A 23,107-nucleotide genomic window follows, 5' to 3' on the forward strand; every position below is an offset into this window, starting at 1 on the left:
GTCTCATATCGTCTCAGCGAACCCAAAACCGAGGAAATAATTTTATGTTGGGGCAATATGGTCCCATCTGCGTTCCGGGATTCACTCTCCGTGTGAAACTAAATGAATCAAATCCCGAGGTTGAAGGGCAAGGTGCGAATCGGAGCCCCCTAATCTTCCCTCTGAGTCAAAGTGCGTTTTGGCCTTCTCGCCATGAAACGTTCTGCGGAAATCTAAGAAGTGCGGACGCTGGAAGATTCTGATGGAAACCTCCGCCAAACTTCGGCAGCCTCAGCATGACCTAAGCTGGACTAGGGGTAGAAAGTTGGACCGTCGAACAGAGAGATTTTTTGAAGCATATGATGACTGCGCTCGACGCGTAATATATGCAAGAAGCGAAGACTTCACTAGATACCTGAGGATGTGGTTCGCTTGCTTTGATGACGCGCCACTCTTGATCCTGAATGAAGTGAACCGGTTGCAGAGCCTCTCCGATTGGGAGGACGTGGAGAAAAACGTAGTGCGGGAGCCTGGGAGCTTTGTTGGTTCGGGCGAATTGAACTGGCCAGATAGGTCGGAAGATCGCCTAAGCAATCAACTGGCGACCTTGAGGGAGCTAGCGAACGGAAACCTGGTTCCTCACGACTTCGCCTTCAACTACTTTTATTCTGGCGACAACAACATTGATCGCACTGTTCAGGAGATGGCCGCCAACCTGTTCGAGCCTCACGCAGAGGAACTGCGGCGCCGGTTATACAATCTAGCCGAAGATGCAGCCGAGTTGGCTGAGGCCGCTCCAGCTTCAGACAGAATGGTTGCTTTGGATCACAACTCTGCGCAGTTCACCCAGGCGATTGAGAGATTGGGTGAAGTCCAAGTGAAACTCCGAGAAAACAATCAAATTGACCCGGATGACAAAGCAAGAATTCAGGTTGAAATTGTGTCTGGAATCGAAATCCTCAAGGCTCCCAAAACTCGCGTTGAAGCCGCAAAGGTGATGCTGTTGGGGGCCTTGGGATGGTTGGCGCTGGAGTTCGCCTCTTCCGGGCTTGGTATGGCTGCGGAAGCGGCATATCGGGCTGTTTCAACGCTGTTGGGGTTCTAAGTAGTTGCCTCCTGACGGGCTAGCCCGAGAGCCACTTTGAGCGGACTACGTTCTGTCTGGAAGTTGCGTTGGGGCGGCGGCTGGAAAGTTCGGCTTCCCTGACCTCCAAGTTCACGCCGACCAGATTGCGGACCGCAAGCGCATAGACGACGCAATCGAGCGACTCGGCGCGGCGGCCCGGAATCCTTTCCCAAGAGGCTGACGGGGCACCACGCCTGTAGCGAACCACGCGACGTTCGCTTGCAAGCTCCTCAAAGAACCTTCCCTCCAGCGTGTTGGAGAACCGGACCGAAGTGCCGCGTTTCAGTCGCTCGGTTAGGTTGGCCTTTATTCCGTCCACCCCGACAATGAAAAGGCGCTGCCCCTTGGTCGCGCTTGCCCGGATTGCAGGGCGGTTTCCTTCGGCCCCTTTGATCGCCACCACGCGGCGAGACAGCCTTGCGTGACAGAAGGCCAGCACCCGGTCCATCGTGGCGCCGTCTGAGGCGTCCACGGCGGTCGCGTCGATCCGCAGCAACCCGCCCGCCGGGTGGGCATGGTGGGCCGCCAGATAGCCGTCCAGTTCGCTCCAGGGGGCTTCGTCGTCGTTTACCCTGCCCCAGAATACCTGTTGATCCACGATGAAGGTTTCGGACCGCCCGTGCGCCAGGGTGACGGCCTCCAGCCGGTCATGCTGGACATCCACGCCGCAGGTCAGAATAAGCGTCTCGGATGGGAGTGCCTCAAGGCTGAAGTTCTCGGCGCGACTGGCGAGCGCCGTGTCGTCCAGTTCGTCGCCCGTCGAGCGCCAGCCTTCCGCCATCAGGGTATTGGTCCACGATTGGAGAAGGTCAGGGTGTTCCTTTGCCACCAGGAACTCTTGCGCGATCTTTCCCCACGCGGCAGCGGGCAGAGTCGAAACCAACACATTGGTTCGGAAACCGGCATGGCCTTTGACCTCGGGACGGGTGATCCGCCAGCGCCCATGCTCGACCATCTCGGCCTTGCGGTCCTCCGGCTGAACGACGCCGCACTCGGGGCATATATAGGCTGCGTCTTCCGGCTTGCCGTCCGGCCATTGAATGTCGGCCCATGTTGGCGCGTGGAAGGCGCCACAGTCCGGGCATCGGATCTCATAGACCCGCTGATCGCTTTGCCGGTAGAGACGGAGAATATGGCTTGTGTCCTCCCAGGTCGGTGTTGAGCCCGCCACCAGCTTGCGGTCGGGAAAGCTGATAGTGCGCCGCTCCGCCAGGGTGATCGGGCTGCCCTCTGTCCCGGATTCCATCGCGTCGATTTCGTCCAGGAGAAGGACGCGGGCGTTGTGACGGCGGAGGTTGCGCGGTGACTTGGCCGATACGATTTTGAGAGAGCCGCCAGGAAAACGGCGGGACATTAGCGTAGATCTGCCAGAGGGGTCGGCATCGAGCGACAGGAGGCCTCTTAGATCGGGGCTGGCGGCAAAAATCGGCTCCACATCGTCCACCATCCAGCCCCGGCAATCGGACTCAGTCGGCAGAACGCTCAGGATAGGTGAAGGGTCGTTTTGGCAATAGTAACCCACCACGGCGGAAAGTAGGGAGGTGTAGCCTAGCCGTACCGGCTTGACCACAGACACGCGCTCAATGGACGGGTCACCCATCGCTTCGGCGATGCCGCGTTGAACAGGCGTGAGGGCCATTGGGCCGGATTGCGCGGACACATCGGACGGCAGCCGGACATTGGCCTCAATCCAGTCGGGGAGGTCTAGCTTCTTGGGCGGGCGGAGAGCGGCATAGGTCTCGGCGCGGATTTCTGAAAGTCGTTCAGTCATTGGCTTCTGTCTCCGCTAGGTCGGACATTGCCCGTCTCAGTTCGATGTCGAGCGCGGCTGCGGCGGGCCGATTAAGCCCCACGGTGGCGGCCACGCGAGCGGGCACAGCTAGAAGTCGTGCGCGGAGGTCGGCTGCCACAGAAAGCCATTCGGCCCGCACGGCAGTTGCGTCGAGCAAGTCGCCTCGGGCCCGGGCGTTTTGAAGGGCAATCTTGTCCGCTTGTTCTGCGGCCAGACGCTTTTTGTGGTCGGCCAGTTCGGGGTCAGCCGTTCGCGACCTTGCTGCGGCCCTTGTGTGTTCGCAGTAGGCGCGGACGCTCGCCCGGAGAGGGAACTTGTGGCCCTTGAGGCCGGTGGTCTCTCGGGGGAGGACGCCATCGCGGGCAAGCTGGTTCAACCGCCCCGTGGACAGGCCAAGCCATTCGGCCAGTTCCGCCGATGTCACCAGTTCGCCGTCGCTCGGGGGCTCGGCATCCGGGGACATATCCAGAAGGTCTTCGATCTCAGCTTCCATGGCTCTGCCTCACTTTTCTCGTTTTCATTGAACCGGGGATTTCAACATTCGCGAGATTGCAGCGGGTCTGTTTCCGCGCTCCGCGCCCCCCGCGGCTTCCAATCCCCCAGAGGGACCCTTTCCACTCGGTTGTGACTGTCTGCCCTTCTTCACATCTGCCGTGAAAGTGGTGGTCCGGGGCATCGGAGCGGACCGGACAGCCGGACACCCCTAAAGGGGTGTGTCCGGTCCGTCCGGGTCTCCGACTCGCTTTGCCCCCCCGGACAGCCCGGACTTGTCCGGGTTTGGTCCGGTCCGTCCGGTTACTCGTCGGCATGGTCGGCCTCGTCTTCTTCAAGGTCGTCAAACCAATCGTCGCCACCGATTTGCGTCAGGCGAATGTGCCCGTCCGAAATGGTGACGTGCTCCTTGTCTGCCAGGCGGCCCAGGATACGCCGCGCCGCCCTCCGCCGGTTGTCCGCGTCTTCCGCCGTGGTGACTCTCAGTTCGTCTGGCGATGCAGCCCGGGCCAACCATTCGTCACGGCTGACGCTCTCGCCTTCCCCCACCATCTCCATGATGAGGCCCAGCGCCGCCGCTTCGGTTGGTTTGAGCCGTGGCGTTGATCCGCCAGGCGCAGGGTCGCACGGGTCGCAAAGCGCCGTTGTGATCGGGTCGCCGTCTTCATCGGTGCCGATTTCTTCACCCCGAATGCGGAACGCCAAGTCACCGTCGCAAGAGCCGTTGCGGTTCTTGGTGAGTCGACCAGTGACTACCCCGGACTCGCCTTTGCGAAGGTGGATCGAAACATCGAGGGCACCGTTCAATAGGCTGTGGCCTCGGGGCAAGCCCTGTTGCCCGTCCTTTGTGTCGTGGTGGACCAGGATGACGGCGGCGCCCCATTTGGTCAGCGCCCGGGCAACGGCCACCACCCGGCCCATGCCTTCGGCGGAGTTTTCTTCGAGTCCCGGGAAGGCCATTGCCAGGGTGTCAATCACGATTAGCGTTGGGCGCTTCTCCTTCACTGCCTTGGCCAGCGTTCTGACCTGGGCGGCCCATTTTGCGCCCGCCTCCGGGTTGAGTAGATCGGACACCCCGCCAACCAAGGTGAAGTTGGGCGCGTCCCCATGCTCTGCCTTGAGGGCGGTGACCCGCCCCCGCATCCCGTGTTCATCCTCCGCGGCGACGTAGAAGACGCCACCGGCCTTTGTCCGGCGCCCGTGAGCCTCGCGACCTTGCGCCACGGCGTAGCCAAGAGCCGGAGCCAAGACTGACTTGCCCACGCCCGGGGCACCCACAATGCAGCCCACGTCGCGCTTCGCGATCAGTCCCTTGATGACATAGGGCCGCGGGTTTGAGGCGGCGCAGTCTGCGGGCGAAAGGAAGGTCAGCCCATCTTTGGCGGCTGGTTTCTCGGGGGTCATGTCGAGCAAGGCTGCGATCTCATCTGACGGCGCTTCGACCTCATCAGGCAGATCGTCAAAGTCGTCGGCGTCCACCCCCTGCCAGCCGTGCCGCTTAGCTTCGGCGAAAAGGGAGTCTGCGGTGACCAGGAGGCCGTCCGCCTTCCCGAAAGACCGCCACTTTTCCCGCACCTCGGCGTGCGAAAACCCAGGGTGCCCGGCTGACCAGCCCAACGCGAGCGCGAGCCCGTCCGGCGATCCGGCGGAGCCGTGGTGGAGCGCCATCAGCGTCGATACCCATTCGTCGTAGGAGCCGTTATTGGGGATGAAGCGGAGGGCATCCCGAAGCTCGGCGATGTCGTGCCCGCCCGCAGGGGCGGAGGGTTCATCAGCGGGGCGAGCACGGCGCCTTAAGGCGGATGGGAATGGGGACAGCCCCAGAAGCCGAGCAGCGCCCAGGCTGCCCCGCTCACAGCGATATTCGCCTGACCGACTAACCGCGCCCGGGGCGATCACATAGCCGCCCTCGCCGCGCACGTCGAGGCCTTCGGCGGACGCAGAATTGGTCACGCCTTCGACATGCTCGAAGAACAGGTGAAGCCCGCCGCCGCCGGTCCGCACAACCAGGTCGGCGTCTCCAGGGGTGATGCCGATTGCCCGCGCAGCGGCAAGCCCATCCTTGCCTTTGCCCACGTCGAGATCCACGACGCTCAAGCCGTTGGCCTCGCCGGTCGGCAGACCCGGCATGGCGTCCGGCCATTTGGACCACCAGCGGGCAACCTTGACGGGATCGTCGGTGGCCTTGTCCCGCCACCTCACCAGGGGCCGCTTGGTGGCCGGGTCGCAAGGAAAAATCTTGAAGCCGTCCCGGGCCAGTTTCCGCGCGGTTTCGGGGTTCTGCGTTCGCGTTCTTGCCTGTTCCATGTTAGGTTACCTCCAAAGGTGTTGTGGCCCTTTTCTTCGTCCCCGGCCCTCGGTCTGTCGCGCAGGCCGAGGGCTTCTTTTTGGTTGGATTCTGAGAGCTAGATGCACAAGCCGGTGGGACACTTTTCCCAAAAAACCTAATAAAATCATGGGAAAACAGAGTGTCCCACTTTTTCTTAAGTCTTTGAGTTCAAACGGTTATTGGACTCCCCTACGGGGTACCAGCCGTCCTCTCCCCCTCAGCGCTGCTCCGCCGAAAGGCGATGTTGCTCGCCGGCCCCAGACCGTGCCGGAGGCAGAGCCAGATCACGGCGAGGCCGAGCAACAGCCACAGTCCGCCCCACATCACCGTTGCCCCGCCGAACTCCTCCGCCAGCATTCGCGCATCCGACTGCAATGCGCTGCGCCGGAGCGTGTCGTCGAAGATGTCATAGGGCACGTAGATCAGGCTCGTCAGCCCGATCACGCGCAAGGCCAAGTCGGCCACCTGGTGCGGCAGATAGCGGGCCATGGCGAGCATGACCGCTCCGGTGACAAGGCAGAAGGCCAGGGCAAAGGGCGTGCGGATCCAGAAAACCGTGACGACCAGCAAGGTCAGCCCGCAGAGCGCCAGCGCCGCGCGATCCGCCCGCGAGCGCAAGGCGGTCAGAAAGAGCATTGCCCCGAGGATCAGTGAGCCCAGATATCCCGCCGACAGCGTGACAAACCGGTTGCCGCCCCGGATCAGCGCGTGCCCGCCCTCACCCGGGTCGAGCGAGATCTCAACTATGCTCCCGCCCGTGGCGATGCCCGCAAGCCCGTGCGAAAGCTCATGCAGAAAGATGACGAATATCCGCAGCGGGTAGATCACCGGCGTCCGCCACAGGGAAAAAACCAGCGCGATGATAAGCAGTAGTTGCCAATGGCCTCTGAGGTAGGACATGCCACATGGGGCCGCGTCCCGCGTGGCTTGTCAATTGTCCTGACCGGGCCCTCCGCCATGCAGATCGGGCGAATAGACCGTCACCCGCCCTCGTCCGCCGCGCTTGGAGGCATAGAGCGCGGTATCGGCATGCTGCATCATCTCCTCGGGGTCGGTCGCGGTGTAGAAGTCGCTCACCGTCAGCCCGATGGACCCGGAGATCCGGCAGACGTCTCCCTCGAAGGGAATGGGCTCCTCGAGCCGGGCGATGATCCGGCGGCCAAGACGGGCCAGCCGCTCGGGATTGGAGAGGCCCGCGAAGATCAGCACGAACTCGTCGCCTCCGGCCCGCACGACCACATCGGCCGACCGGGTCTCGGCGCGCAGGATATCGGCCACGCGGCGCAGCACGTGATCGCCCGCCGCATGGCCCTGCGTGTCATTGACCGATTTGAAGAAGTCGAGATCGAGGTTCATCAGTCCGAAGCTCGCCTTGGCCCTGGTCAGCCGGGTCAGCACCTCCTCCATCGCCCGGCGATTGGCGAGGCCGGTGAGCATGTCGGAGGAGGCCTGCCGCTCGGCCACCGTCATCGCGCCTTGAAGCCGCTGGTTGAGCGCCTTCCACTCGTGGAGTGCGGCGGTCTTGGCTTCGACCAGATAGAGCATCTCTACCGCGAGATCGGTGGCGGCAAAATCGGCGCTCGTCAGCTCGTGATCCTTCACCGCTTCGATGATGTTGAACCCGAAGGAGAGATTGACGATCAATCCCCGATCCGGCGGATAAGGGGCGACCAGCCCCACAAGCCCCGTTCGCGGCGCCTCCCGGAACGCCAACTTGAGCCGGCCGCCTTCAGCGCGGGCAAGATCGCTGACCCGGGTCAAGCCGCTCGGGCGCTTCAGTTCGAACACCTCGAGAAACCGCCTTCCGACCAGGGGCGTATCGGGTCTCAACTTCTGCAGGCTGGGCCCGGCGTGGGCAATGTGACCCGTGGGTTGCAACTGCAGGTGCATCGGCATGAGCAGGTCGAGCGCAGCGGTTTCCGTTGCGCTGCCGGTGTCGCTGCCAGGGCCGGCCTGTGCCGCCAGGGCTTCGCGCCCGATCTCCGCGCTCATCGCCCGTCGCTCTGCCGCTGTGTCAGCGCAGTCCCGAGATAGAATTGCTTGGCCTCGGAAAAGTCGGCATCGAGGAGGTCGATCATGATCTCCTCCCGCGGTCCCATGGCGCCCTGCAACTCGACAAAGGCCAGAGCCCCGTAATCGTCGGCGAGGGCACGCAGGATGCCGGTCAGCACGGCCCCGAACCCTCCTTCGCTCGCCCTGACCACGATCTTGAACCGGCCTGGCTGAAGCTCGACCAGATGCAAGGCCGGAAAATCGAGTTCGGGCACTGCAAGGCGTGCCCGGTCGGGCAGGTCATCGAGCGAGTAGAGCAGATCCTGAAAGCTCTGGCCGCCGAAGCGCAAGAGCCGCCGGATGGCGCCGGTGTTCGGATGGGTGACCAGATATGTCCCGAGGTCCTCGAGAATGTCCTCGATCGGTTGCCCACGCATCCGCGACAGGGTGTTGAGCAGTTCGGTCGTGACCGCGTCTTCATAGGTGAGCATGGCCTCGAATCCGGCCGTGCCGACGCCCACGGCCGCACCGAGCTCTGCCCATGTGTCGGGCCCGTAAATGTCGCGCACGAAGCACTGCACCGCGCGATTGATCAGACCATGCATGCCTGTACCCGCTTGACCTGCCGCGCAGGCTAACCCTTGCGAGTTAACAAAGGCCAAAGCGCCAAGGGCCAGCTGCGCAACAGAGCTCAGAAGTCGGTGGGCGCGCCGCCTTCCCGCTTGCGCCGGTCGACAAAGGCCTCGAGCTCTTCGCGGATGCCCTCGTCCATCGGCGGCGGCACGAACCCGTCGATGATCTGCTTGTAGATCAAGTGCGCGCGTTCCGCTGTCCAGACTCCGCCCTTGGCCTGCCAGGCCTCGAAATTGGACCAGTCCGAGACGATCGGCTGATAAAAGGCGGTCTCGTAGCGAGCCTGGGTATGGTCGATCCCGAAGAAGTGGCCGTAGTGCCCAACTTCGGCTATGGCTTCCACGGCGATCTCGTCGGGGCCGGTCGCCACCACTTCGGGCTCGAAATAGCGCTGGATCATCTGGAGCATTTCGCAATCCATGATGAACTTCTCCGGCGACGCGATCAGCCCGCCCTCGAGCCAACCCGCGGCGTGGTAGACGATGTTGGTGCCCGACTGCACGGCCGACCAGAGCGAATTGGAGGTCTCCCACATCGCCTGGCCGTCGGGCACGTTGGCGGTGCAGGCTCCCGAGGCGCGCAGCGGCAGCCCGTAGTAGCGGGCCATCTGGCCGGTCATCTGCGTGGCGCGCATGTACTCGGGCGTTCCAAAGGCAGGCGCACCCGACTTCATGTCGACATTCGAGGTGAAGGTGCCGATCACGCAGGGGCACCCCGGCCGCACGTATTGAAAGAGCGCAATGGCAGAGAGCGCCTCGGCGATCGACTGGGCCACCGCGCCCGCCATCGTGACCGGCGCCATCGCCCCGGCCAGGGTGAAGGGCGAGACGATCACCGCCTGGCCACGCCGGATGCAGCGCAGGCAGCCGTCGATCATCGGCCAGTCGTGCTTGAGCGGCGAGGTGGAGTTGATGTTGGTATACATGTGCGGCTTGGCCTCGAACTCCTCGTCCGTCAGCCCGCAGGAGATCCGCACCATGTCCATCACGTCTTCCACTCGCTCCGGCCCGAGTGAATAGGCATGGGCGACCTTGTCGGTCAGGGTGAGCTTGTCGAAGAGCACGTCGAGGTGACGGACGGATGGGTGAAGGTCGACCGGCTCCACAGGGTAGCCGCCGGCGAAGTGGATGCAGTTGAAATACTGGGTGAGTTTCAGCAGGTTCGCGCATTGCTCGCGGTTGCCCGGCACCTTGGAACCGAGCGAGAGGTCCCAATAGTTGGGTGGCGAAGAGACGTTGCCGAAGAGAATGGCCCTGCCGCCGATCGGCAGCGCCTTGGCCGGGTTGCGCGGCGTGATGGTGAACTCGCGGGGCGCCTTGCCCACCATCTCCATCACCCAGTCGCGCCCCATCCGCACCACCTGGTCTTCGACGGTGCACCCCGCCTCGGCAAAGATCGCGCAGGCCTCCTCGTTCAGGAAGACGATACCGATTTCCTCCAGGATCCGCATCGCACCCTCATGAATCGCTGCAACGCCTTCCTCGGTGAGCGGTTCGATCGGCCTGTCGGTGTTGATCGGTATCCGCCAGGGCATCTGGTCGAGCACCTCGCCCCGATTACGCCGTGGGTTGGCGGCGCGTCCTCCGGCACGGCGGCGTTTGGGGGCAATGTCGTCCATGGCGGCGCTCCTGGCTGTATGACCCCAAGTTGCGCCCGTCGCGGCTGACGCAGTTTGCCCGATGCGACGCATCATGTCGCAAACGCTCGCTTCAGAGGCGATTCCGGGTCAGCGGCCGGTGAGCCAGCCGGGGATGTGCCCGATATCGGGCAGAACAACATCGGCGAAGGGCGCAAACTCCTTGGCAGGTGCGATCCCGGTGCAGACAGCAATGCAGACCATGCCCGCAGCGCGGCCCGCGGTCAGGTCATGCAGGCTGTCTCCGATCATCGCGCAATCGCCCGGATTCAGGTTCGTCGCACGGGCGAAGGCAAGGCACATGCCGGGGTCCGGCTTTGCCCCGTGGCCGGAATCGTATCCGGCAAGAAAGTCGAAAGCGCCGCCAATTCCGGCTGCCTCGATGTGCTCCCGCGCCGCGACCTCGGCGTCATTGGTGGCGACGCCGAGCGCAAACCCCTTGTTGCGAAGGTCGCAGAGCAGCGGAGCAAGTTCGGTGGCCGGCACCTGCGGAGCCTTGGCGGCAGCCGCGTTGAGCCGGTCGGTCAATGCCTGCGCGCTCCAACCCGGCATGAACGGCAAGACAGTGCACATCACCTCTTCGGGGGTGCCCGCCACGATGGGGCTGTCAGGCGCAAACCGGGCGGTGCCCGGGTCGATCCCCATGGCAGCGGCCAATCGCCGGGCCAGCACGGCATCGCCACTTGCCAGGTCGTCGATGAAACCAAGGGTGAAGCTGCCCCAGCTCTTCTGGTAGTCGAAGAGCGTGCCGTCCTTGTCGAAGAGAAGGCCCTTGAGGTTCATGTCCAATTCGGCAGGTCGCCGCCCGGAAGCGCCATGCGGGCGCGCATCGGCTGGGTATAGTCCAACCCCGCCGCATCGCAGAACCCGGTGACCCAAGCATCATCCATGGTAAGAAAATCCAACACGGAGGCAAGAAACTCGGGGTCTGCCGCCCGCGCCCGCACTTCGGCCTCCGATACACCCGTCGAGCCGAGAAAAACTGGCAGAAGCTCGTCATTGCCCGCCAGCCAACCGAGAGCGCGCAGGGCGACGGTCTCGGCGGTTTCACGATTCATGCACGACCTCGTTAACACTTGGAAAGGTTTTCTTAACCATCTCCATACAGACTGGACAGCATGGGGAAAAGGCGCGGTCATGCGCGGAAGGAAGCGACGATGCCAGGAAAGATCCTGATCGTGGACGACGTGCCAGCCAATCGCGTCGTGCTCAAGGCCAAGCTCGCTTCGGCCTGCTACGACGTCGTGGCAAGCGGCACCGGGCAAGATATCGTCAATCTCGCCCGGACGATCCGCCCCCGGCTGGTGATCCTCGATGCAGACAGCGCCGATGCGCCGGGCCTGGCGGCCTGCCGTGCCCTGCGGGCCGACGAAGACGTGGGGAGCCTGCCCCTGATCGTCACGGGCACGCCCGTGGCAGGCACCCATGCCGCCGAACTCATGCTGGCTGCGCTCGAGGCCGGCGCCGATGCTTTCCACCCGAAACCGATGGAAGAAACGACGCTCCTGGCGCGGCTCCGCAACCTGATGCGTGCACGCGAGATCTCCGAAGAACTGCGCCTGCGCGACACCACCAGCCGGGCGCTCGGATTTGCCGAGGAGTCCGAAGCCTTCAGCCGTCCGGCGCGGATCGCCCTGGTGGGGGGCGACCTCGCGACCGCCCGGCGATGGCGGGATGCCCTTGGCGACCGCTTGCCGCACCGCGTGACCGTGCTCGACCGCCATGCCGCGCTCAACGGGACCACGCCGGCCCTTCAGGATATCTACGTCATCGCCGCCAATCTGCGCGGCAGTGGCGACGGGCTGCACCTGATGAGCGAGCTTCGGTCTCGCAAGTGGTCGCGCCACGCCTCGACCCTCGTCGTCATGCCCGGCGACAATCCGACCCTGGCGGCAATGGCGCTCGACCTGGGGGCCTCCGATCTCATCGAGGAGCCTCTCGATGGCCGCGAACTCGCGGTGCGGCTGACGACCCTCGTGGCGCGCAAGCGCGAAAGCGACAAGTTGCGCCGCCGCGTGCGCGACGGGCTCAGGCTGGCGGTGACCGACCCGCTCACGGGGCTCTACAACCGCCGTTACGCCCTCTCTCACCTTGCCCGCATCCGCGAGCGCTCGGCCAAGGCGCAAACGACCTTTGCCGTCATGATACTCGACCTCGACCGCTTCAAGCAGGTCAACGACCGTCATGGTCATGCGGCGGGGGACGCGGTGCTCCGGGCCGTGGCAAACCGGATCGCCCAGAACCTGCGCAGCGTGGATATGGTGGCCCGCATCGGAGGTGAGGAGTTCATGGTGGCCATGCCCGACACCACCGAAGACGAGGCTCGCGGCGCGGCGCAAAGGCTGTGCCGGCTGGTCGAGGCCGAACCGATCGCCCTGCCCGCGCCCTCCGGGGCAACCGTGCGCCAGACCGTCTCCATCGGTGTGGCCGTGGGCGGCCAGGAGAGCGCCGATGAATGGCCCGAGGGAGATGGCACCGAGACCTTGCTCGAGGCGCTGATCGACCAGGCCGACAAGGCGCTGCTCTCGTCCAAGGCGCAGGGCCGGAACACCGTCACGATCGGGCGGCACGCGGCATAGCTTCACCGACGCGAGGCCAGAGCCTTGGCCATCCATGGCGCCAGCCAGAGTGGGCGAGAACCGGCCCCGGATGATCCCGCGCATCACCAGCACGAAGAGCACGATCATTTCGCCCGTGCGCCTCATTCCGTGCCAGCGCTCGGCCCGGCCATAGCCTGGCCGAACAGGCCCGGTGGCCGCCGGTCGCTTCTGCGCGGCCCACGAAGGCTGCTGCGAGGCCTTCCTGCGCGCCCGTCTTGCCTGCCATCGCAGGTTGGTTCACTCTTGAAATCATCACCGTACCCCTAGCGACAGACCGGTTTGACAGGCCAAGGCCCGAATTGTAGCTGGAGGAAAACCGACCGGTGGGGGCAGCATGGACAGCACCAGCGACGACATGCCGACGGTGGAGCTGACGCTCGGGCCGCTCGCGCGCGACCTCTCCTTCGTCTCCCGCGCCCTGAGCGCACACCTGCGGGGCCATACCGCCAGGGTGTTCGAGGATCATCATGTGCCATCGGGCGGTATCGCCCTCATCAGCCTGATCGGCCTCAACCCCGGCGTCTCGCAGAAGGATCTGGCGGGCGCCGTGGCCCTGAAGAAGTCGGCGCTTACCAAGCTGGTGAACGCGCTGGAGAGCACCGGGTTCATCGAGCGGCGCAAGGGAGAGGGCGACCGGCGTTACAACGCGGTGCGCCTGACCGCAGCCGGTCAGAAGCTCCATGACGAGGTGATGACGGAGATCACCGCGATACAGGAAGAGCTGCTGGCCCCGCTCTCCCGCGAAGAGCGCGACACCTATTTTGCGCTTACTTGGCGCCTCATCGCCCATCTCGCAGCGCAGCCGTCTTGATCGTCACAGCCAGCCAGGTTCCAAAATTAACCATGTTGCCACCCGCCCTGCCGGACCGGCTCGGGACTGGAGCAGGGCATGGTTAACCACTGGCCGGGTTGCGGATTGCCGGCTCCGGCCATGTGACTGCGAAAGCGCCGGCGACACGTTGCCTGCGCCTGCTCGGCGCCGAGATCATCAAGGTGGCGCCGCCGCAGGGCGATGCAATGCGCTACTACACCCGCGATCCGGAGCGGAGGGGTATGGCCGAGCCTTTCATCGGCGCCAGCGCTGGCAAGAAATCTGTCATCCGCGACTTAAGATCCGGTAAAGGGCGCGAAGCGGCGCAGGCGATGCTCGCCCAAGCGGATGTGTTTGTTGAGGCCTTTCGCCCCGCCGTAGCAGAGCGGCCTGGTCTGGGCGTGGAGGCGCTCGTGACGGCCCATCCGTGCCTTATGACGCTGACCGAAAGCCCCTGAAAGGAATGGCCCATGACGCGACCTTGCAGGAGACGCTGCTGCCCTGTTCTGCACAACGGGGGAGGCGCTGGCGGCGCGCGGCGGGCAGGATGCGCCCGGCGGCCGACGTGGCTCAGGGCCGGGGGCCCAGCCGCTCCAGCATGGCAAGGCATTGCGAAAGCTGCGAAATGTCGAGGTATTCATCGGGCTTGTGGGCCTGCTCGATGGAGCCCGGGCCGCAGATCACCACGTCGATCCCGAGCTTCTGAAAGATGCCGGCCTCGGTGTTGAAGGGCACCAGCGCGCCGCCGTTGGAGCCGGTGAGGGCGCAGGCCAGTGCCGCCGCCTCGCCCTCGGTCGCGGGCATCAGGCCCGGCGTGTCACCGATGGTTTCGGTGGTGATGGTGGCCTCGGGCGCCACGGCCTGCATCTCGGGCAGGAGTATCTCGCTGATATAGCTCTGCATTTCCGCGCGCACGAAGGCGGCGTCGGCATCGACGACCGGACGCATCTCCCATTGCACCTCGGCCTCGGCGGGGATGACGTTGTGGGCGAACCCCCCGATGAGGCTGCCGGTGTTGATGGTGGTCCAGGGCGGTTCGAAGCGGCTCTGGGGCGGGGTGCGGGCCTTGAGGGCCTCGCGCAGCTCCATGAGGCGGGCGATGTAGCGGGCGGCGTATTCGACCGCGTTGACGCCGGCTGCCGGGTTGGAGCCGTGGCCGCCGCGGCCCTGGAAACGTGTGGTGTATTCGCAGCAGCCCTTGTGGCCTTCGACGACGCGCATGGAGGTGGGCTCTCCGATGATAGCGACGGAGGGCAGGATCTCGCGGGATTTCAGCTGCTCGGCCAGGGACTTGGCGCCGATGCAGCCGGTCTCTTCATCATGGGTGAAGGCAAAGTGGAGCGGGCGCGTCGTGATCCGGGCGGCGAGCGCGGGGGCCATGGCGACGCAGGCGGCGATGAAGCCCTTCATGTCGCAGGTGCCGCGGCCGTAGAGACGACCTTCGCGCTCGGTCATGGCGAAGGGATCGGCAGACCAGTTCTGGCCCTCGACAGGGACCACGTCGGAGTGGCCGGAAAGCAGGATGCCGCCGTGAACTTCGGGCCCCAAGGTTGCGTAAAGATTGGCCTTTTCACCGCTTTCGCTCTTCATCACCTCGACCCGCGCACCGGCGCTCTCGAGCCGGTCGGCCAGAGCCTCGATGCATGCGAGATTGCTGTCGGCGGAGACGGTGGGATAGGCCACCAGCTCGCCGAGGAGCGCTATCGTTTCATCCAGCGTGGTCATGGCGCGAGACTACGCCTCCGGGCCGGCCCCCGCCAGCCCGAACGGAGGCGCAGCGGCCGGCAGGGGCGCGTTTCGGCGGCCGATATCGGGCCTCGGGCGGCCCACCGGCGGCGGGGCGCACGGTGGCGCAACCTTTTTGCGAAATGCGAAACTGTGGCAGAAACTTCACGGGCACAACCGATACACAACCCATGCACAACCCATGCATACCCAAAATGCAAAGCCCCCAGGGACCGAGCCGTTAAGAGGGCCGGACGGTGGGGCAAGGAATCGTCAGGCGTCGCGCCGGGCGATCCAGTCGTGGTCGGGGTGGTTTCTGAACCGCCACTTGCGCAGCGGCCCGGCCATGACGTTGAGGTAATACATCTCGTAGCCATGGGGCGCGCCGCAGGGGTGGTGGCCGCGCGGCACGAGCACCACGTCATGCGAGTTGACGCTCATCGTCTCGTCGAGAGAGCCGTCCTCGGTGAACACCCGCTGATGGCCGTAGCCCTGCCCCGGATCGAGCCGGTGATAATAGGTCTCTTCGAGATAGGTCATCGCGGGGAAATCATCCTGGTCATGCCGGTGCGGCGGGTAGGACGACCAGTTGCCGGCGGGGGTGAAGACCTCGGTGACCAGCAGCGCATCGGCCACGTCGGACTCCTCCATCGCGATCGGGAAGATGTAGCGGGTGTTGGCACCCTTTCCGCGCGTCACCTTCTCGGGGCGCGGCAACACGCGGGCCTTGTGGCCGCCCTGCCCTGGCGCGGTGCAGAGGCCGAAGGTGCAATCGGTGGTGGCCACGGCCTGCCAGTCGGTGCCGTTGGGGAGGTAGACGGCATGCGGCGGGCTCTGCTCGAAGACATCCATCCGCTCGCCCTGCTCGCCAAAGTCCTCGCCGGCGGCGGTGATGGTGGCCTTGCCCTCGACCATGACGAGGATCGCCTCCAGCTCGCCGGTGGCCTCGCCCACGCGCTCGCCCGCCTTCAGCCGGTAGCAGGAAAAGCCGACATAGCTCCAGTCGGGGGATTTCGGCGTTTTCGCATTGGCGATGGTGATCTCGTGGATCTTGCCGGTCTCGCCCACGGGCTTGCGGAGAAGGTCGGACATGGCGCGCTCCTTTCAGGGCAGGCGGGCCGTGGGGCGGGGCGCCTCACCCGTCGCCCTCGCCGGGATCCTCCCAGACCACGAAGAACTGGTAGCCGCACCAGGCGCCGGCGGCGGCGAAGAGCAGCGCCCAGCCCGGTGAGCCCATCGCCAGCTCGAAGGCGGCCCAGGCGAAGCACAGCGCCGTGACCAGCACGCGCCGCCAGAGCGGGCCGAACCAGGGATGCTGGAGATTGAAGAAATTGTTCATCTGATGATGTCGAGCCCCGCGTTCCGGCAGGCGGCGGTGATCGTCTCGTATCCGAGCCTGGAACACTCGTAGGGCGGCGCCTTGGCCGGGTCCTGCTCGGCCTCAACGACGATCCAGCCTGCATAGTTCATTGCGACGAGTTTCCGCGTGATCGTGGCGAAGTCAATGCAGCCTTCCGGGTCGCCGGGCACGGTGAAGGCCCCGGCGATGACGGCATCGAGGAAGGAGCAATCGCTGGCGCGGATCTGATCGACGATTTTTGGGCGCACGTCCTTGTAGTGGACGTGGAGCACCCGGTCGGGCCAGCGGTCGAGCACGGCGAGTTCGTCGGCGCCGCCGAAGCGCAGGTGGCCGGTGTCGTAGAGCAGGTGCACCTCGCGGGGGCTGGCCTCCATGAGCCAGTTCACCTCGTCCTCGTTCTCGATGATCGAGCCCATGTGGTGATGATAGGCCAGCTGCATGCCCTGCCCCGCCATCCACCTGGCCAGCTCACCCAGTCTGGCGGCATAGGCATGGATCTCGTCGCGCGAGAGCCGGGGGCGGCGGGAGACCGGCGTGCCGCTCTGGCCCTGCACGGTGTTGGAGAACTCGGCGTAGACGATACAGGGCGCGCCGAGGGCGACGAACTGCTCGACCTGGGCGGCGACGGCCCGTTTTTCATCCTCCAGGTCGTTGACCAGCAGGTTGCCCGAGCACCAGCCGCCGCAGAGGGCGATGTCGTTGGCCTCGAGGGCGCGGCGCAGGCCGGGCGTGTCATGGGGCATGCGCTGGCCGCGCTCGACGCCGGTGTAGCCGATCGCGCGGCTCTCCCGGAGGGCCTGCTCCATGGTGTAGGCGGCGGTGAGGTCGGGCAGGTCGTCGTTCTGCCAGGCGATGGGGGAGATGCCGATCCTGACGGGCATGGGATTTATCCTGCGATCCGGGATTCGCGGGCGGTCTCGTAGGCCTTGCGAGCCTCGTTGACCTCGTCGCGGGTGGAGGTTTCGGGCACCGCCACATCCCACCAGTGGCCGCCGTCGCTCGCGGCGGGCGAGGGCGGCCTCGAGCTCCTCGATGCCCGAGACCTTCACCGCCTCGGCGCCCATCGCGGCGGCGTGCGCGGCAAAGTCGATGCGGGACGGCTGGCCGTGGATCGTGTGCTCCAGCAGGTTGTTGAACTCGGCGCCGCCGGTGCTCATCTGCAGCCGGTTGATGCAGCCGAAACCGCGGTTGTCGGTGAGCACGACGGTGAAGGGCACGCGCATCATGGCGGCGGTGGCCATCTCGGAGTTGGCCATCATGTAGGCGCCGTCACCGACCATGCAGATCACGTCGCGCTCGGGTTCGGCCATCTTGATGCCCAGGGCACCGGCGATCTCGTAGCCCATGCAGAAAAAGCCGTATTCCATGTGGTAGGCGCCGGGGCGCGGGGCCTTCCAGAGCTTGTGCAGCTCGCCGGGCATGGTGCCCGCCGCGCACATGAGGGCGAGAAGGCCGAGCAGGGCTTCAGGACCATCCTCACCGGCCCGCAGCACCCGCCCTATGCCGCCTTCTGCCCGGCGCCGGGCCATCAGATCGGGTTCAACGCGCCGAAGGTGCTGGAGGCGGCGGAGGTGGTGGAGACGATCGCCGGGCGCCACAAGGCCTGGCCCGACTTCGGCGAGGCGCTGGAGATCGAGCGGGTGATCCATGCGATTGCCGAGAGCGCGGCCCGGGACGCGCGGGTTTCGCTGGTGTGAGGCGCGCGGCTGCGCGAGGCTCGGGCGCGGCAGAGGGAGGCGGGCATGGAGAGTGACGGGCGGTTCATCGCGGCGCGGCTTGGGCCGGGCGAGGACCTCGTGGCCGGGCTGCGCGGGCTGTTTGCCCGGAGCGGCGCGGAGGCGATGGCCGTGGTGAGCTGCGTGGGCAGCCTGCGGGCGGTGCGGTTGCGCCACGCGGGCGCGGAGGCGGCGACGGCGCATGCCGGGCCGCTGGAGATCGTCTCGCTGGTGGGCACGGTGGACGGGCGCAGGCAGCATCTGCACATGGCGGTCTCCGACCGGGAGGGCCGGGTGGCCGGCGGGCATCTGATGGCGGAGGGGGCGGAGGTGTTCACCACCGCGGAGATCGTGGTGGTGGCGCTCGACGGGCTGCGGTTTGACCGGGCCCCCTGCCCGGCCTCGGGATATGACGAGCTGGTTGTGCGCAGGCGCGGGTAGGCCGGGGGAGACCCTGAGGTCGGCGCTTCGCTCGGCCCTGGCCGGGCATGGCGCGGGGGGCTCATCGCGGACCTTTGGCCGCTCATCGACGGGCGAAGACACCTCGAAGGGCGGATGAGCCGCTCAGGCGGTGGCGCGGGTGCGGTCGTGGCCCTCGGTGATGACCTTCAGCATGGCGGTATGGGCGGCCTCGGGGAGGCCCGAGGCAATGGCGCGGGCGATGGCGCGGTGGTTCTGGGCCACCTCGGCCTTGACCTCCTGGAACTTCTCGCCGGTCTCGATCAGGAAGAGCGAGTAGAGCGCCGTCTGCACCATGTCGCCCAGGGACTGCAGGAAGCGGTTGCCCGAGAGTTTCAGCACATGGTGGTGAAACTCGTAGTCAGCCACGGCGAAATCGGCGCGGCTGGCGGCGCTTGCGAGGCTGTCGCAGAGGGCGAAGAGCCTGTCGCAGTCGACCTCGTTGGCGCGGCGGGCGGCAGAGGCGGCGGCGGCGGGCTCGAAGATCAGGCGGATCTCGAAGAGCTCGTCGTAGAACCGGCCCGGCGACTTGACCGAAGTGTGCCAGCGCAGCACGTCCTCGTCGAACATGTTCCACTCGTCGGAGGGGCGCACATGGGTGCCGACCTTGGCCTTGGAGGCGATCATGCCCTTGGCTGCGAGGGTCTTCTTGGCTTCGCGGACCACGGTGCGCGACACGTCGAACATCTCGCAGAGGTCCGGGTCGAGCGGGATCATCGTGTCGGGCGGATACTCCCCGGCCACGATGGCACGCCCCATCTGGTCCACCACGAAATGCGTGTGGTTCGAGGCCCGCGCGGAGGGCGAGCCCGAGGCAACGATCGTCATGATGGCTGTGCGGAGCCAGTCGCTCTTTTTCGTCGGGTGGTCGTCGCCCAAGTGAGGCCTTTCTGAAGCAGGATGAATGCGAAGAGCAGCGCGCCGATGACGATCTTAGTCCACCAGCTCGAGAGTGTCCCGTCAAAGACGATATAGGTCTGGATCAGCCCCATGATGAGGATGCCGAAGAAGGTGCCCGCCACGAAGCCGTAGCCGCCGGAGAGCAGCGTGCCGCCGATCACCACGGCGGCGATGGCGTCGAGTTCGACGCCGACGGTGGCGAGGCTGTATCCGGCGGAGGTGTAGAGCGAGAAGGTGATGCCCGCGAGCCCGGCGAGGCCGCCGGAGATGGCATAGATGCCGACGGTGGTGGAGGCGAGCGGCACGCCCATGAGCCGGGCCGTCTGCGCCCCGCCGCCGAGGGCATAGACGTTCTGCCCGAAGCGGGTGCGGTGGGCCACCAGTGCGCCCGCGATGAAGGTGAGCAGCATCAGCCCGCCGATGAGCCGGAAGCGCCCGCCGCCGGGGGCTTTCCAGAAGATGTCTTGCAGGGTGTCGTAGAACGCGTGGGTGATCGGCACGCTCTCGGTGGAGAGCACATAGGCCGCGCCACGGGCGAGGAACATGCCCGCCAGCGTGACGATGAAGGGGGGCATCTCGAGGTAGTGGATGGTGGCGCCCATGGCTGCGCCGAAGCCGGTTGTGAGCGCCAGCACCAGCGCGAAGGCGGCGAGCGGATGGATCGAGGTGTCGCGCAGGATGACGGCGAGGAAGACGCCGGTGAAGGCGATGACGGAGCCCACCGAGAGGTCGATGCCGCCCGAGAGGATCACGAAGGTCATCCCCACGGCGACGATACCGAGAAAGGCGTTGTCGGTCAGCAGGTTGGCGACCACGCGGGTGGAGAGCATGGCCGGATACTGCGATGCGCAGAGGGCATAGGCCAGCACGAAGGTGGCGAGCGTGACCATCAGCGGCAGGTGGGTTGAGCGGATCACGGGGCATCCTCCCTGGGGGTCGTGGAGGGCCGCTGTCTCTCGGGCAGGCTCTCGGGGCCGGAGGCGCGGAGCATGTAGATGAGGTGGCCGATCTTCGGCGACTGGATCACCAGGATCGCCAGGATCAGCAGGGCCTTGATGACGAGGTTGAACTCGGGCGGCATGCCCGAGAGCAGGATGACCGAGTTGACCGACTGGATGATGAGCGCCCCGAGCAGCGAGGCGACGATGGAGAAGCGCCCGCCGAGCAGGGAGTTGCCGCCGATGACCACGGCGAGGATGGCATCGAGCTCGAGCCAGAGGCCGGCGTTGTTGGCATCGGCCCCCTTGATGTCGGCGGCGACGATCACGCCGGCGAGGGCGGCGCAGAGGCCCGAGGCGAGGTAGACGCAGATCAGCAGCACGCGGGAGTTGATGCCGGCGAGGCGCGAGCTGGCCTCGTTGACGCCGATGGCCTCGATCAGCATGCCGAGCGCGGTGCGGCGGACGGCCAGCGTGGCCAGCGTGCCGAGGCCGAGCCAGAGGACGATGGGCGTGGGGATGCCGAGCACGGTGCCCGCGCCCAGGCGGATCAGGCCCTCGTTGTTGAAGGTGAGGATCGTGCCCTCGGTGATGAGCTGTGCGATGCCGCGCCCGGCGACCATCAGCACCAGGGTGGCGACGATGGGCTGGATGCGCAGGACCGCGACCAGAAGCCCGTTCCAGAGGCCGCAGAGCGCGCCGGTGGCGAGCGCGCCGATGAGCGCTGTGCCCCAGCCGTGGCCCTCTGTGACGAGACTGGCGGCGGTGGCCCCGGCGATGGCCATGACCGCGCCCACCGAAAGGTCGATGCCGCGGGTGGCGATGACCAGGGTCATGCCGATGCAGAGCAGCGCCACAGGGGCACCGCGGTTGAAGACATCGACGAGGTTGCCGAAGATCCGGCCGTTGCGGAAGGAGACATCGAGGAAATCGGGGAAGACCAGGAGGTTGAGGCCGAGTACAACGGCCAGGATCATCAGCTGGGGCGTGATCCGCTTGAGGAGCGAAGGCGTGGAGGCAGACATTCAGGCGGCCCCCTGCTGCTCGTCGGCGATGGCGTGGACGATGTTTTCGGCGGTGATTTCGGCGCCCGTCAGTTCGCGCAGTTGCCGCCGGTCGCGCAGCACGACGACGCGGGTGGAATAGGCGACGAGTTCCTCCAGCTCGGAGGAGGCGACGAGCAGGGCCATGCCGTTCTCGCGCAGCTTTTCGATCAGGGCGATGATCTCGGCGTGGGCACCCACGTCGATGCCGCGGGTGGGCTCGTCGAGGATGAAGACTTCGGGTTCGGTTGCGAGCCAGCGGGCGAGCAGCGCCTTCTGCTGGTTGCCGCCCGAGAGCAGGCGGATCGGCATGTCGAGCGAGGCGAGGCGGATATCGAGAGCCTTTACATAGTGTTCGGCGATTTCGTTCACCTTGCTGCGGGGGATGGGGCGCATCCAGCCCTGGCGAGCCTGGAGGGCGAGGAGGATGTTGTCGCGCACCGAGAGGTCGCCGACGATGCCCTGGGACTTGCGGTCTTCGGGGCAGAGGGCGAAGCGATGGGCGATGGCCTCGCGCGGGCTGGTGATGCGGGCCTCGCGGCCCTTGAGCAGGATGCGCCCCTGGTCGGCCTGCACCGCGCCGAAGAGAAGGTTGGCGGTCTCTGTCCGGCCCGAGCCGAGGAGACCGGCGAGGCCCACCACCTCGCCCCGGTGCAGGTTCAGCGAGAAGGGCTCGATCATGCCGCGCTTGGCGAGGTCGTTCACCTGCAGGAGCAATTCGCCCGGCGCGCCGCCCTTGCGCTCGGCCACGCGGGCCTCAAGCTGACGGCCGAGCATGAGGGTGATGATGTCGTGCCGGGAAACCTCCGCGAGCAGGCGCTCACCCACCACGCGGCCATTGCGCAGCACGGTGGCGCGGTCGGATATCTCGAAGACCTGATCCAGGAAATGGGTAATGAAAACAATCGCCAGGCCGCCCTCCTTCAACTGGCGGATCACCCCGAACAGCAGCTCCACCTCGTCGCGGTCGAGCGAGGCGGTGGGCTCGTCGAGGATGAGCACCCTGCCCGAGAGCGCGACGGCGCGGGCGATGGCGACCACCTGCTGCACGGCGACGGAGAAGCTGGTGAGCGGCTCGCCCGGGTCGATGTGGAGCCCGTAGCCCTCCAGCACCGCGCGGGCCTCGCGGGTCATCGCGCGGCGGTCGACCAGCCCGAAGCGGGTGGGCTCGTGGCCCAGGAAGAGGTTCTCGGCCACGGTCAGGTTGGGCAGCAGGTTGACCTCCTGGTAGACGGTGCCGATGCCCAGGCCCTGCGCCTCGGCGGTGCTCCTCGGGTCGACCTCGGCCCCGGCAAGCCGGATCACCCCGCCGTCGCGGCGGTAGGCGCCGGTGAGGCACTTGATCAGGGTGGACTTGCCCGCCCCGTTCTCGCCCAGGAGCGCGTGCACCTCGCCCGCGTAGAGCTTGAGCTCCACCTCGTCGAGCGCCACCGCGCCGGGAAAGAACTTGGAGATGCCGCTGGCGTGCAGCAGCGGGGGCTGGTCGGTCATCTTGCGCCTGTGTCTCATGGATTTTCCCCTCCCCGCGCCACCCTAGCAGCGGGCAGGCAGGGAGAGAACGGGCCGGGGCAGAGGCT

Annotated in this window: 23 protein-coding genes and 1 pseudogene; 6 read left to right on the top strand and 18 right to left on the bottom strand. The window is 65.9% G+C overall.

Annotated features, from left to right (window positions below):
• Window positions 1–433: 433 nt before the first annotated feature.
• Entirely contained in the window at window positions 434–1,084 is a 651-nt protein-coding gene (locus BUR94_RS09710; protein ID WP_139301257.1) for a hypothetical protein, read from the top strand.
• 19 nt (window positions 1,085–1,103) lie between these two features.
• Here BUR94_RS09710 and BUR94_RS09715 read toward each other — a convergent pair whose 3' ends face one another.
• The 9 genes from BUR94_RS09715 to BUR94_RS09755 form a co-directional block, all read right to left on the bottom strand.
• Window positions 1,104–2,876 (bottom strand): phage terminase large subunit family protein, encoded by a 1,773-nt coding sequence (locus BUR94_RS09715; protein WP_074256054.1) that lies wholly within the window; start codon window positions 2,874–2,876, stop codon window positions 1,104–1,106.
• Window positions 2,869–3,390: a hypothetical protein gene (locus BUR94_RS09720; RefSeq protein ID WP_074256055.1), complete on the bottom strand. Its 522-nt coding sequence runs from the start codon at window positions 3,388–3,390 to the stop codon at window positions 2,869–2,871. Before BUR94_RS09720 ends, BUR94_RS09715 begins: the two co-directional genes overlap by 8 nt.
• Before the next feature lie 302 nt (window positions 3,391–3,692).
• The gene (locus BUR94_RS09725) at window positions 3,693–5,696 is read right to left on the bottom strand and encodes an AAA family ATPase (protein ID WP_074256056.1); all 2,004 of its coding nucleotides are present in this window, start codon (window positions 5,694–5,696) and stop codon (window positions 3,693–3,695) included.
• A gap of 211 nt (window positions 5,697–5,907) precedes the next feature.
• Window positions 5,908–6,618, bottom strand: coding sequence for a M50 family metallopeptidase (locus BUR94_RS09730; RefSeq protein WP_074256057.1), 711 nt, complete (start codon window positions 6,616–6,618; stop codon window positions 5,908–5,910).
• Window positions 6,619–6,648: 30 nt separating this feature from the next.
• Window positions 6,649–7,362 carry a GGDEF domain-containing protein gene (locus BUR94_RS09735; protein ID WP_245794418.1) on the bottom strand — a complete coding sequence of 238 codons (714 nt, stop codon included), beginning with the start codon at window positions 7,360–7,362 and terminating at the stop codon, window positions 6,649–6,651.
• Between the two features lie 344 nt (window positions 7,363–7,706).
• A complete protein-coding gene (locus BUR94_RS09740; RefSeq protein WP_074256058.1) occupies window positions 7,707–8,315 on the bottom strand; it encodes a heme NO-binding domain-containing protein in 609 nt (202 codons plus the stop codon).
• Window positions 8,316–8,401: 86 nt separating this feature from the next.
• A complete protein-coding gene (locus BUR94_RS09745; protein WP_074256059.1) occupies window positions 8,402–9,961 on the bottom strand; it encodes a trimethylamine methyltransferase family protein in 1,560 nt (519 codons plus the stop codon).
• 108 nt (window positions 9,962–10,069) lie between these two features.
• Window positions 10,070–10,762 carry an HAD family hydrolase gene (locus tag BUR94_RS09750; RefSeq protein WP_175570450.1) on the bottom strand — a complete coding sequence of 231 codons (693 nt, stop codon included), beginning with the start codon at window positions 10,760–10,762 and terminating at the stop codon, window positions 10,070–10,072.
• On the bottom strand, window positions 10,759–11,037 hold the full coding sequence (locus BUR94_RS09755; RefSeq protein ID WP_074256061.1) for a DUF3572 domain-containing protein: 279 nt from the start codon (window positions 11,035–11,037) through the stop codon (window positions 10,759–10,761). Before BUR94_RS09755 ends, BUR94_RS09750 begins: the two co-directional genes overlap by 4 nt.
• Before the next feature lie 99 nt (window positions 11,038–11,136).
• On the opposite strand from BUR94_RS09755, the gene BUR94_RS09760 reads away from it, so the two are divergent.
• From BUR94_RS09760 to BUR94_RS09770, 3 genes are all read left to right on the top strand, one after another.
• Complete coding sequence (locus BUR94_RS09760) at window positions 11,137–12,558, top strand: diguanylate cyclase (RefSeq protein ID WP_074256062.1); 1,422 nt, start codon at window positions 11,137–11,139, stop codon at window positions 12,556–12,558.
• Window positions 12,559–12,913: 355 nt separating this feature from the next.
• The gene (locus BUR94_RS09765; RefSeq protein ID WP_074256063.1) at window positions 12,914–13,390 is read left to right on the top strand and encodes a MarR family winged helix-turn-helix transcriptional regulator; all 477 of its coding nucleotides are present in this window, start codon (window positions 12,914–12,916) and stop codon (window positions 13,388–13,390) included.
• Window positions 13,391–13,488: 98 nt separating this feature from the next.
• Complete coding sequence (locus tag BUR94_RS09770) at window positions 13,489–13,848, top strand: CoA transferase (RefSeq protein ID WP_074256064.1); 360 nt, start codon at window positions 13,489–13,491, stop codon at window positions 13,846–13,848.
• A 112-nt stretch (window positions 13,849–13,960) separates the two neighbouring features.
• Here BUR94_RS09770 and argE read toward each other — a convergent pair whose 3' ends face one another.
• From argE to BUR94_RS09795, 5 genes and pseudogenes are all read right to left on the bottom strand, one after another.
• Window positions 13,961–15,115 carry an acetylornithine deacetylase gene (gene argE, locus BUR94_RS09775; protein ID WP_074256065.1) on the bottom strand — a complete coding sequence of 385 codons (1,155 nt, stop codon included), beginning with the start codon at window positions 15,113–15,115 and terminating at the stop codon, window positions 13,961–13,963.
• A 273-nt stretch (window positions 15,116–15,388) separates the two neighbouring features.
• Window positions 15,389–16,207 carry a 5-deoxy-glucuronate isomerase gene (iolB, locus tag BUR94_RS09780; RefSeq protein WP_074256066.1) on the bottom strand — a complete coding sequence of 273 codons (819 nt, stop codon included), beginning with the start codon at window positions 16,205–16,207 and terminating at the stop codon, window positions 15,389–15,391.
• 43 nt (window positions 16,208–16,250) lie between these two features.
• Window positions 16,251–16,454, bottom strand: a complete 204-nt coding sequence (locus BUR94_RS09785; RefSeq protein WP_074256067.1) for a hypothetical protein — start codon at window positions 16,452–16,454, stop codon at window positions 16,251–16,253.
• A complete protein-coding gene (gene iolE, locus BUR94_RS09790) occupies window positions 16,451–17,356 on the bottom strand; it encodes a myo-inosose-2 dehydratase (protein WP_074257663.1) in 906 nt (301 codons plus the stop codon). The genes BUR94_RS09785 and iolE overlap by 4 nt, the downstream gene beginning before the upstream one ends.
• Window positions 17,357–17,361: 5 nt before the next feature.
• Window positions 17,362–17,977, bottom strand: a pseudogene (locus BUR94_RS09795) (thiamine pyrophosphate-dependent enzyme); the annotation flags it as partial.
• On the opposite strand from BUR94_RS09795, the gene BUR94_RS20900 reads away from it, so the two are divergent.
• Both BUR94_RS20900 and BUR94_RS09805 read left to right on the top strand, forming a co-directional pair.
• Window positions 17,879–18,172 carry a hypothetical protein gene (locus BUR94_RS20900; protein WP_074256068.1) on the top strand — a complete coding sequence of 98 codons (294 nt, stop codon included), beginning with the start codon at window positions 17,879–17,881 and terminating at the stop codon, window positions 18,170–18,172. The pseudogene BUR94_RS09795 and the gene BUR94_RS20900 sit on opposite strands and share 99 nt — an antisense overlap.
• A 45-nt stretch (window positions 18,173–18,217) precedes the next feature.
• Window positions 18,218–18,631 carry a PPC domain-containing DNA-binding protein gene (locus tag BUR94_RS09805; RefSeq protein WP_074256069.1) on the top strand — a complete coding sequence of 138 codons (414 nt, stop codon included), beginning with the start codon at window positions 18,218–18,220 and terminating at the stop codon, window positions 18,629–18,631.
• A 123-nt stretch (window positions 18,632–18,754) separates the two neighbouring features.
• Here the strand turns inward: BUR94_RS09805 and BUR94_RS09810 are convergent, their stop codons facing one another.
• Genes BUR94_RS09810 through BUR94_RS09825 form a run of 4 tightly spaced genes read right to left on the bottom strand, consistent with a single transcriptional unit; the run spans window position 18,755 to window position 23,021 of the window.
• On the bottom strand, window positions 18,755–19,477 hold the full coding sequence (locus tag BUR94_RS09810) for a FadR/GntR family transcriptional regulator (RefSeq protein WP_074256070.1): 723 nt from the start codon (window positions 19,475–19,477) through the stop codon (window positions 18,755–18,757).
• Window positions 19,474–20,466, bottom strand: coding sequence for a galactofuranose ABC transporter, permease protein YjfF (yjfF, locus tag BUR94_RS09815; RefSeq protein WP_217694044.1), 993 nt, complete (start codon window positions 20,464–20,466; stop codon window positions 19,474–19,476). The genes BUR94_RS09810 and yjfF overlap by 4 nt, the downstream gene beginning before the upstream one ends.
• Window positions 20,463–21,512 (bottom strand): ABC transporter permease, encoded by a 1,050-nt coding sequence (locus tag BUR94_RS09820; RefSeq protein ID WP_074256071.1) that lies wholly within the window; start codon window positions 21,510–21,512, stop codon window positions 20,463–20,465. The genes yjfF and BUR94_RS09820 overlap by 4 nt, the downstream gene beginning before the upstream one ends.
• Window positions 21,513–23,021, bottom strand: a complete 1,509-nt coding sequence (locus BUR94_RS09825) for a sugar ABC transporter ATP-binding protein (protein WP_074256072.1) — start codon at window positions 23,019–23,021, stop codon at window positions 21,513–21,515.
• Between the last annotated feature and the right edge of the window lie 86 nt (window positions 23,022–23,107).

This window comes from Vannielia litorea, from assembly GCF_900142295.1.
GTDB lineage: Bacteria > Pseudomonadota > Alphaproteobacteria > Rhodobacterales > Rhodobacteraceae > Vannielia > Vannielia litorea.

What these genes read in the sequence shown, in the direction of transcription:
- BUR94_RS09725 (WP_074256056.1), bottom strand. Translation starts at nt 5,696, where the DNA reads ATGGAACAGGCAAGAACGCGAACGCAGAACCCCGAAACCGCGCGGAAA.
- iolE (WP_074257663.1), bottom strand. Translation starts at nt 17,356, where the DNA reads ATGCCCGTCAGGATCGGCATCTCCCCCATCGCCTGGCAGAACGACGAC.
- BUR94_RS09765 (WP_074256063.1), top strand. Translation starts at nt 12,914, where the DNA reads ATGGACAGCACCAGCGACGACATGCCGACGGTGGAGCTGACGCTCGGG.
- BUR94_RS09805 (WP_074256069.1), top strand. Translation starts at nt 18,218, where the DNA reads ATGGAGAGTGACGGGCGGTTCATCGCGGCGCGGCTTGGGCCGGGCGAG.
- argE (WP_074256065.1), bottom strand. Translation starts at nt 15,115, where the DNA reads ATGACCACGCTGGATGAAACGATAGCGCTCCTCGGCGAGCTGGTGGCC.
- BUR94_RS09740 (WP_074256058.1), bottom strand. Translation starts at nt 8,315, where the DNA reads ATGCATGGTCTGATCAATCGCGCGGTGCAGTGCTTCGTGCGCGACATT.
- BUR94_RS09755 (WP_074256061.1), bottom strand. Translation starts at nt 11,037, where the DNA reads ATGAATCGTGAAACCGCCGAGACCGTCGCCCTGCGCGCTCTCGGTTGG.
- BUR94_RS09825 (WP_074256072.1), bottom strand. Translation starts at nt 23,021, where the DNA reads ATGACCGACCAGCCCCCGCTGCTGCACGCCAGCGGCATCTCCAAGTTC.
- BUR94_RS09810 (WP_074256070.1), bottom strand. Translation starts at nt 19,477, where the DNA reads ATGACGATCGTTGCCTCGGGCTCGCCCTCCGCGCGGGCCTCGAACCAC.
- BUR94_RS09820 (WP_074256071.1), bottom strand. Translation starts at nt 21,512, where the DNA reads ATGTCTGCCTCCACGCCTTCGCTCCTCAAGCGGATCACGCCCCAGCTG.
- BUR94_RS09715 (WP_074256054.1), bottom strand. Translation starts at nt 2,876, where the DNA reads ATGACTGAACGACTTTCAGAAATCCGCGCCGAGACCTATGCCGCTCTC.
- iolB (WP_074256066.1), bottom strand. Translation starts at nt 16,207, where the DNA reads ATGTCCGACCTTCTCCGCAAGCCCGTGGGCGAGACCGGCAAGATCCAC.
- BUR94_RS09750 (WP_175570450.1), bottom strand. Translation starts at nt 10,762, where the DNA reads ATGAACCTCAAGGGCCTTCTCTTCGACAAGGACGGCACGCTCTTCGAC.
- BUR94_RS09730 (WP_074256057.1), bottom strand. Translation starts at nt 6,618, where the DNA reads ATGTCCTACCTCAGAGGCCATTGGCAACTACTGCTTATCATCGCGCTG.
- BUR94_RS09745 (WP_074256059.1), bottom strand. Translation starts at nt 9,961, where the DNA reads ATGGACGACATTGCCCCCAAACGCCGCCGTGCCGGAGGACGCGCCGCC.
- BUR94_RS09760 (WP_074256062.1), top strand. Translation starts at nt 11,137, where the DNA reads ATGCCAGGAAAGATCCTGATCGTGGACGACGTGCCAGCCAATCGCGTC.
- BUR94_RS09720 (WP_074256055.1), bottom strand. Translation starts at nt 3,390, where the DNA reads ATGGAAGCTGAGATCGAAGACCTTCTGGATATGTCCCCGGATGCCGAG.
- BUR94_RS09785 (WP_074256067.1), bottom strand. Translation starts at nt 16,454, where the DNA reads ATGAACAATTTCTTCAATCTCCAGCATCCCTGGTTCGGCCCGCTCTGG.